The sequence below is a fragment of the Streptomyces sp. E2N166 genome (genome assembly GCF_003671715.1).
GTDB classification, from domain to species: domain Bacteria; phylum Actinomycetota; class Actinomycetes; order Streptomycetales; family Streptomycetaceae; genus Streptomyces; species Streptomyces thinghirensis.
This window is the reverse complement of the sequence record NZ_RAIF01000032.1, coordinates 1,547,737-1,554,717: the sequence shown is the minus strand read 5'-3', so window position 1 is coordinate 1,554,717 and position 6,981 is coordinate 1,547,737. Positions and strand designations below refer to the sequence as shown.

9 protein-coding genes are annotated in these 6,981 nt (G+C 71.8%); 6 read left to right on the top strand and 3 right to left on the bottom strand.

Annotated elements, in window-relative coordinates; translation table 11 throughout:
• The first annotated feature begins 314 nt into the window (after nucleotides 1–314).
• The gene (locus EBH09_RS33975; protein ID WP_121750650.1) at nucleotides 315–1,202 is read left to right on the top strand and encodes an RNA polymerase sigma factor SigF; all 888 of its coding nucleotides are present in this window, start codon (nucleotides 315–317) and stop codon (nucleotides 1,200–1,202) included.
• A gap of 89 nt (nucleotides 1,203–1,291) precedes the next feature.
• Here the strand turns inward: EBH09_RS33975 and EBH09_RS33970 are convergent, their stop codons facing one another.
• Nucleotides 1,292–1,747, bottom strand: a complete 456-nt coding sequence (locus tag EBH09_RS33970) for an ATP-binding protein (RefSeq protein WP_121750649.1) — start codon at nucleotides 1,745–1,747, stop codon at nucleotides 1,292–1,294.
• Nucleotides 1,748–1,892: 145 nt separating this feature from the next.
• Here EBH09_RS33970 and EBH09_RS33965 point away from each other — a divergent pair, with 145 nt between their 5' ends.
• From EBH09_RS33965 to EBH09_RS33955, 3 genes are all read left to right on the top strand, one after another.
• On the top strand, nucleotides 1,893–2,477 hold the full coding sequence (locus EBH09_RS33965) for a PRC-barrel domain-containing protein (RefSeq protein ID WP_121750648.1): 585 nt from the start codon (nucleotides 1,893–1,895) through the stop codon (nucleotides 2,475–2,477).
• Nucleotides 2,474–2,890 carry a PRC-barrel domain-containing protein gene (locus EBH09_RS33960; RefSeq protein ID WP_121750647.1) on the top strand — a complete coding sequence of 139 codons (417 nt, stop codon included), beginning with the start codon at nucleotides 2,474–2,476 and terminating at the stop codon, nucleotides 2,888–2,890. Before EBH09_RS33965 ends, EBH09_RS33960 begins: the two co-directional genes overlap by 4 nt.
• 203 nt (nucleotides 2,891–3,093) lie before the next feature.
• A complete protein-coding gene (locus EBH09_RS33955; protein WP_193776678.1) occupies nucleotides 3,094–4,380 on the top strand; it encodes a streptophobe family protein in 1,287 nt (428 codons plus the stop codon).
• Nucleotides 4,381–4,405: 25 nt separating this feature from the next.
• On the opposite strand, the gene EBH09_RS33950 is transcribed toward EBH09_RS33955, so the two are convergent.
• Nucleotides 4,406–4,816: a hypothetical protein gene (locus EBH09_RS33950; protein WP_121750646.1), complete on the bottom strand. Its 411-nt coding sequence runs from the start codon at nucleotides 4,814–4,816 to the stop codon at nucleotides 4,406–4,408.
• Nucleotides 4,817–5,195: 379 nt separating this feature from the next.
• Between EBH09_RS33950 and EBH09_RS33945 the strand changes: the two genes are divergently transcribed.
• Complete coding sequence (locus EBH09_RS33945) at nucleotides 5,196–5,576, top strand: nuclear transport factor 2 family protein (RefSeq protein ID WP_121750645.1); 381 nt, start codon at nucleotides 5,196–5,198, stop codon at nucleotides 5,574–5,576.
• An 84-nt stretch (nucleotides 5,577–5,660) separates the two neighbouring features.
• Entirely contained in the window at nucleotides 5,661–5,945 is a 285-nt protein-coding gene (locus EBH09_RS33940) for a DUF1905 domain-containing protein (protein WP_121750644.1), read from the top strand.
• A 5-nt stretch (nucleotides 5,946–5,950) separates the two neighbouring features.
• Here the strand turns inward: EBH09_RS33940 and mgrA are convergent, their stop codons facing one another.
• The gene (mgrA, locus tag EBH09_RS33935) at nucleotides 5,951–6,943 is read right to left on the bottom strand and encodes an L-glyceraldehyde 3-phosphate reductase (protein WP_121750643.1); all 993 of its coding nucleotides are present in this window, start codon (nucleotides 6,941–6,943) and stop codon (nucleotides 5,951–5,953) included.
• Between the last annotated feature and the right edge of the window lie 38 nt (nucleotides 6,944–6,981).

Below are 6,981 nucleotides of genomic sequence, written 5' to 3'. Positions count from 1 at the left end.
GCAGGGGGATGACGCGGGCTTCGTTCGGCACGTGGCTGGTCACCTCCTCAGCCTAGGAGTCCTGTCGCGCGACGGAAGGGGCCGGCGTTCCGCCCAGAGGGAAACTGGCCAGAGGGAAACTGGGGGGAACCCGCCGGGTGCCGGCCGCCGCGCACGGGACTACCCTGATGAGGGACACAGCACCCCGCGATGACGCAGCGGCACCGATTATTCGCCACCCGTGAACTCGGGAGGCATGCGCCGCCGCGACCCGGGTACCCGCAAGCGGGAAGAACCTAGGGAGACGTCGAACCGTGACTTTCGTGGGAGAGGTAATGGAGACCGCCGTGATCCGGCCGGAAGCGCAGGTTGTCGAAAAGGCCACCGGGAGCAGGACGGGCGAGGGATCACTGCCGGGTGTCGTGGACCCCCGCACCGTGGCGCCGCGTGACGCGCGGCAGCTGTCCCGCCAGTTCTTTCAGCGCCTGACGGAACTCGAAGAGGGCACGCACGAGTACCAGTACGCGCGCAACACCCTGATCGAGATGAACATGTCACTCGTGCGGTTCGCCGCCGGCCGCTTCCGCGGTCGCGGGGACGACATGGAGGACATCGTCCAGACCGGCATGATCGGCCTGATCAAGGCCATCGACCGGTTCGAGCTGACGCGCGAGGTCGAGTTCACCTCCTTCGCGCTGCCGTACATCGTCGGCGAGATCAAGCGCTTCTTCCGTGACACGACCTGGGCGGTGCACGTACCGCGGCGTCTCCAGGAGCTGCGCGTGGAGCTGGCCAAGGCCCGAGAGGAACTCTCCTCCCGTCTGGACCGTGAGCCCACCGTCGCCGAACTCGCCACGCTGATGAACATCAGCGAGAACGAGGTCGTCGAGGGCCAGATCGCGTCCAACGGCTACAACTCGTCTTCGCTGGACGCCGCGCTGACCGGGGACGGGTCCGAGACCGGCGAGTCGGTACTGGCCGACTTCATCGGTGTGGAGGAGGACGGGCTGCGGCTCGTCGAGGACTTCCACTCCCTCGCCCCGCTGATGGCCGAGCTCAGCGAGCGCGACCGGCAGATCATCCACATGCGGTTCGTGGAGGAGGCCACCCAGGCGGAGATCGGCGAACAGCTCGGCTGCTCGCAGATGCACGTGTCCCGGCTGATCAAGCGGATCATCACCCGGCTGCGCGAGGGCATGCTGGGCGAGCTGGGCTGCGCCTGACGAGGAACGGAGAACTCGCGAAGTGAGGACCCGGAGAACGCGCGAAGTCGTGAACGTGGTGCCCCGCACTCAGACGCCGGGCGGCACGTTCACGATTCGGTGAGGGGCAGCACGGCGCGCACCCGCTTGCCGACCGGCACGCGTTCGACGACGACCGCTTCCGCCAAGGCGTGGACGATCTCCAGACCGTGCCGGCCGACGCGCTCGGGGTCGCGGGGGAAACGCTGGGGCACCGCGCCGCTGCTGTCGTAGACGGTCACCGCCATCGAGGTGCCCGTCCCCTCCAGCTCCAGGATGTACGGCCCCTTGCTGTGGCGGTCGGCGTTGGTGATCAGCTCGCTCACCACCAGCAGCACCGCGCCGTCGGCGCGCGGGCCGATCGTCGCGCACCACTCGGTCCTCAGCTGATCGAGGAAGAGCGAGGCGAAGGAACGCGCCTCCGCTATACATCCCGGCTCGCCGGAGTAGTGTGCCGCCCGCCTCAGCGGTTCAACGGGTACGTCGAAACCAGTCGGTATCACTGCCCCGTCCAGGTACTCGGTCATGCGTTTCTCTCTCGGAAGCCGGACTGGCCGGACGCTGCTGCACCTGTCCTCGTACCCCGAGTCGGGCCGCGCAGTCCCCGTGTCTTCGAACTGCGGGCATCGTCACAGTGACGCGGGGAACCCGGGGGTGCGGGAAGGGTGTGCGATGAGCGAACTGATGACCGCGCGAAGCCTCACCACCCGGCCGGTGGTCACCCTCGGCGGCGATGCCGTCGCCCACGTCAAGGACACCGTATGCGACGCCGCCGCGAGCCGGATCACCGGTTTCACCCTGACCGGGCGGGGACTGCTGTCCGGCCCGATGAAGGAGGGTCTGCCCTGGTCCGCCGTGCACGCGCTGGGCCATGACGCGGTGATGATCCGCGACCGGCGGGGGCTGGTGGCCGCCGCCGCCATGATGGTGCACCAGCAGACCCTGCGGGCCCGGATGCTGGGGGCGAGGATGGTGACGGAGACGGGGACCGAGATCGGCACGGTGCTCGACGTCGTGGTGGCAGGCGGCACCGGCGGATGGGTCGTCGGCTTCCGGGTGGCGGCGAGCAGGGGGTTCCTGCCGGGGCCGACCCGGCACCGGCGCCGGGTGTACGTGCCGCGCGGCGATAAGCTCCTGGTCGCCGGCCGGGCCTTCGTCCTGCCCGGGGACGCGGTACGGCATGTCGCGGACGACCTGCCGGGCTTCACCTCCCTGGTGGGCGGCGTGCCCGGGTACTGGAAGGGCTCGCTGCCGTGATGCTGTTCACGGAGGTGCGGGGGCTCCCGGTGGTGTCGCCGGCCGAGGCCGGGCCGCTCGGCACCGTGACCTCCCTGACCGTCGACATCGCGTCCCGCGCGGTGAGCCATGTGAGGCTCCGCGGCAGCCGTCTGCGCAGGGAGACCGTACTGCCGTGGGACGCGGTGCACGCGGTCGGCCCGGGCGCCGTCCGGGTCCGTTCCACCGCCGCGCCGGACACGCTCCCGCCCCGCCACGACCTGCTGGGCCGCCGGGTCCTGACCGAGGCGGGCGCCGAGCACGGCACGGTCCTGGACGTGGCGTTCGATCCGGAGGCCGGCCGTCTCCTCGCGGTCTTCACCACCCGGGGCGAGGTGTCGGCCGACCGTCTGCTGGGGCTGGGCGACCACGCCCTCGTCGTCCGGGCGGGCTGAGGAGTTCGGGTCCCGCCGCGGGCACCGGCGGAACGACCCGGCCCCGGCCGAGCGACCCGACGCCGGCCCGCACGCTTCCCGGCCGCCTCGCTCCCCCCGAACGCCGGCCCCCCTCCCCCCCTCCCACACCCTCCCCGCACGCCGGCCGACGCGGACGGCCCTGTCGGCGGGCGCGTCCGGTGAGTGCTGCATAGCGTGGCAGCGTGAGTGCGCGAACCCCCTCCGGCCCGCCCGGCCGGGCAGCCGCCCGTCACGGCTGGATCCAGGCACTGGTCACGGTGCTGGCCGGGCTGGTCGCCATGGGTGCCGTGGCCGCGCTCGGGCTGTGGGCGGCCGGGGCCACGGACCTGCCCGACAACGCCTTCCCCCGGGTCGTCACGGCGACCGTCGTCACCGCCGTGGGCGGCGCGCTGGAGGTGTCCGGTGATGCCGGAGGGTTCGCCGACACCGACGCGGGGCTGACGGTGCTCCCGCTGTCGGTCACGCTGACCGGCGCGCTGGTGATCGCGCGGGGCTTCCTGCGGCCGCTGCGCCACCGGGCCGTCGCCGGCGCCCCGGAGCTGGCCGGGTGGGCCGCACGGATCGCCGTGCTGTGGCTGCTCGCCCTCCTGGGGCTGGCCTTCGCCGCCCGCCAGACCTTCGAGGTCTCCCTCGGCGAGGGCGTCCTGAACGACCTCGGCGACCTGTTCGGCGTCACTCCGACGGTCGGCTTCACCACGGACGTGCCGCTGACCGTCCTCTTCGGGCTGCTGTGGCTGGCGGGGGTGCTCGTGCTGGCCCTGCTGGTGTCGCGCGGGGCCCCGTTGCCCGGGCGGCTGCTGCGCCTGCAGACGTCGGTGCGGCCGGCGGCGTACGCGATGGTCGCGCTGCTGCTGGCGTACGTCGTCGGCGGCGTCCTCGTCGGGCTGGTCGTCGCGGGGACGCGGGGACACCCCGCGGACACCTTCGCCGTACTGCTGCTCGGTCTGCCGAATCTGGCGTGGCTCGCGCTCACGATCGGCCTCGGTGCCACCTGGGACGGGCGGGTGGAGGGACCGTTCGGGCTGCCGATGCCGCACGTGCTCGACGAGGTGCTGCGCGGGGCGGACGTCTCGACGCTGAACGTGGGCACGCTCGCCGAGCACGACGGGCGGATGTGGTGGCTCGTGGTGGTCGCGGCGGTCCTGCTCCTGGCGGCCGGGTTCCTACTCGCGTCCCGCTCCCCGGACCGGATGCCGGCCTGGCTGCACGCCGTGCGCATGGCCGTGGCGCTGGCGCTGACGGTTCTCACGATCGGTCTCGTCGGCCGGCTCTCCGCGCACTACGGCCTGTCGGTGCTCGGCATCGGCGACCTGGGCGGCGGACTGTCCGGGCAGTTGTTCCTGCGGCCGCGTCTGTGGGGTGCGGTCGGTCTCGCACTGGCGTGGGGGCTCGTCACCGGGTTCCTCGGCGCGTCGCTCGCGCGGTGGGCGGGCCGGCGGACCGGCGGGCCCTCTCCTCGGTCCCGGTGACGCCGCCGGACCGTGCTCGGGCGGCTCAGGCGACGGGTACGACGAGGGGTGGGGAGGCCCGCTGCATGCGCAGGGCGTCCACGGACTCGGCCATGAGTTCGTACTCGGTGGTGTCGTCGCTGGTGGCGATGCGCACCAGGCGCCCCGCAGCCAACTCGTCGGCGACCAGCTCCTGTTGGACGTCGTCGGCGCACCAGGCGCGCATGACGCGCGGCACGTCGGGTGCGTCGTCGGCGACCGGAGTCAGGGCGCCGCGCGGTAAGTGTGGGGTGTCGGGCTGCGGATCGAGCCGTTCGGCGATCCAGGACGCGCGGTCGCGCAGCCACCACAGGGCGAGGGCGAGGGTGGGAGCCCGGTAGGTTCCCAGGGGTACACCGATGCGCCGACCGTCGCAGACACCGTAGGCGGTGACATGGCACAGGAACTCGTCGTGCACTGCTCCCCTCCCCCCGTCGCCCAGCCCGCCTGCAGGCCGGGCATGGCGTCCGTGCGGCTCGTGTGCTGTGCGTGAGGACGCTGTCGCATGGTGTGAGACGCCCTTGAGGTGAGTATGTTCACTACTGAACCACTGTCACCATGAATTTCCGGCCAGTCTCCTGGCATATTCACGGCACTTGATGGCTGAAATGCCGCGGCGCGCGTCCCCGTCTTCATCACCCCGGGCGCGCCCTCTTCCGGGGCCCGGAAGCGCGATCGCATGACCCCCGGGGTAATCGACGGCGCGGACGGCCGCGGGCATGGTTGCGGTACCGGGTCGCCGCGACCGGTATCCGGTTCCCGACCTGCGCGTATCACCACGATGGAGGCTGATCGACATGTCCGCACCCACCCGCCGTTACGAGGATGCCGTCGCCCGCTACTTCGAGGCCTGGAACGCCGGGCCGGACGCGCTGGCCAAGGCGGTCGCCGCGGCCTGGACCAATGACGGCGGCTACACCGACCCCCTGGCCGACGTCCGTGGCCACGAGCGGATCGCGGCCGTGATCGCGGCGGCGCACGAGCAGTTCCCGGGCTTCGTCTTCCGGCTGTCCGGTGCCGTGGACGGGCACCACGACACGGCGCGCTTCTCCTGGGAACTGGTGAGCGAGGCCGACGGCTCGGCGCCCGTGGCCGGGTCCGACGTGGTCACGCTGGACGGCGAGGACCGGATCCGGTCCGTGTTCGGTTTCCTCGACCGGGTGCCTGCCGGGGCTTGACCGCCCGCGGTCGGCGATGAGTTCCGTCGCGCCCAGGGGTCTACCTGGAAACGGGCCACCGACACCACTGGGAGCGAGGACATCATGACCACGCAGAGGGATCTCGACGAAGAGTTCACCGCCGAGCTGCGCAAGAGCCCGAACGAAGGTGGCTGGACGTATCTGGTCTGGCCGGAGTCCGCCGAGTTCTTCGGCACCCGTGGACTGGTCAAGGTCCGCGGCCACATCGACGGTGAGGCCTTCCGCAGCTCCTTCATGGCGCTCGGCGACGGCACGCACAAGTTGCCGGTGAAGGCCGCCCTCCGCAAGGCCATCGGCAAGGAGGAGGGCGACACGGTCACGGTCCGGCTGGAGGAGCGGCTCGGCTGAGCGTCCTACGGCGCGACGATCTCGTCGATGCGAGCCAGTTCGTCGGCTCCGAAGTCCAGGTTGCCGATGGCCGACACGCTGTCCTCCAACTGCCCCGGGCTGCTCGCGCCGACCAGGGCGGAGGTGACGCGGCCCTCGCGCAGCACCCACGCCAGGGCCATCTGGGCGAGCGACTGGCCGCGGGACTTCGCGATCTCGTCCAGGGCACGCAGCTTGCCCACCAGTTCCCCGGTGACCGCGTCGGAGTTCAGGAAGGGGCTGTCGCTCGCGGCGCGCGAGTCCTCCGGGATGCCGTCGAGGTAGCGGCCGGTCAGCAGGCCCTGCTCCAGCGGGGAGTAGGCGATGGAGCCGACCTTCAGCTCGTCGAGGGCGTCCAGGAGGCCGCTGGTCTCGGGGCGGCGGTCGAGCATGGAGTAGCGCGGCTGGTGGATCAGCAGCGGGGTGCCCAGCTCGGCGAGGATGCGGGCGGCCTCGCGGGTCTGCTCCGGGGAGTAGTTGGAGACACCGACGTACAGCGCCTTGCCCTGTTGCACCGCGGTGTGCAGGGCGCCCATCGTCTCCTCCAGGGGAGTCTCCGGGTCGGGGCGGTGCGAGTAGAACACGTCGACATGGTCCAGGCCCATGCGGGTCAGGCTCTGGTCGAGGGAGGACAGCAGGTACTTGCGCGAGCCCCACTCGCCGTACGGGCCGGGCCACATCAGGTAGCCGGCCTTGGTGGAGATGACCAGCTCGTCGCGGTACGGCGCGAAGTCGGCCTTGAGCGCCTCGCCGAGCGCGGACTCGGCGGAGCCGGGCGGCGGGCCGTAGTTGTTGGCGAGGTCGAAGTGGGTGACGCCGAGGTCGAAGGCGCGGCGCAGGATGGCGCGCTGGGTCTCGACGGGACGGTCCGGGCCGAAGTTGTGCCACAGGCCGAGCGAGAGCGCGGGGAGCTTCAGGCCGCTGCGTCCGGTGCGCCGGTAGGGCATGTCCGCGTAGCGGTCGGTGTGTGCGGTGTACAACGCGACTCCAGAGGGGTTGGCACCCGGGGATACGGGGC

Coding starts and splice junctions, on each gene's coding strand:
- EBH09_RS33940 (WP_121750644.1), top strand. CDS start 5,661: ATGACCACGCAGAGGGATCTCGACGAAGAGTTCACCGCCGAGCTGCGC.
- EBH09_RS33945 (WP_121750645.1), top strand. CDS start 5,196: ATGTCCGCACCCACCCGCCGTTACGAGGATGCCGTCGCCCGCTACTTC.
- EBH09_RS33975 (WP_121750650.1), top strand. CDS start 315: ATGGAGACCGCCGTGATCCGGCCGGAAGCGCAGGTTGTCGAAAAGGCC.
- EBH09_RS33970 (WP_121750649.1), bottom strand. CDS start 1,747: ATGACCGAGTACCTGGACGGGGCAGTGATACCGACTGGTTTCGACGTA.
- EBH09_RS33965 (WP_121750648.1), top strand. CDS start 1,893: ATGAGCGAACTGATGACCGCGCGAAGCCTCACCACCCGGCCGGTGGTC.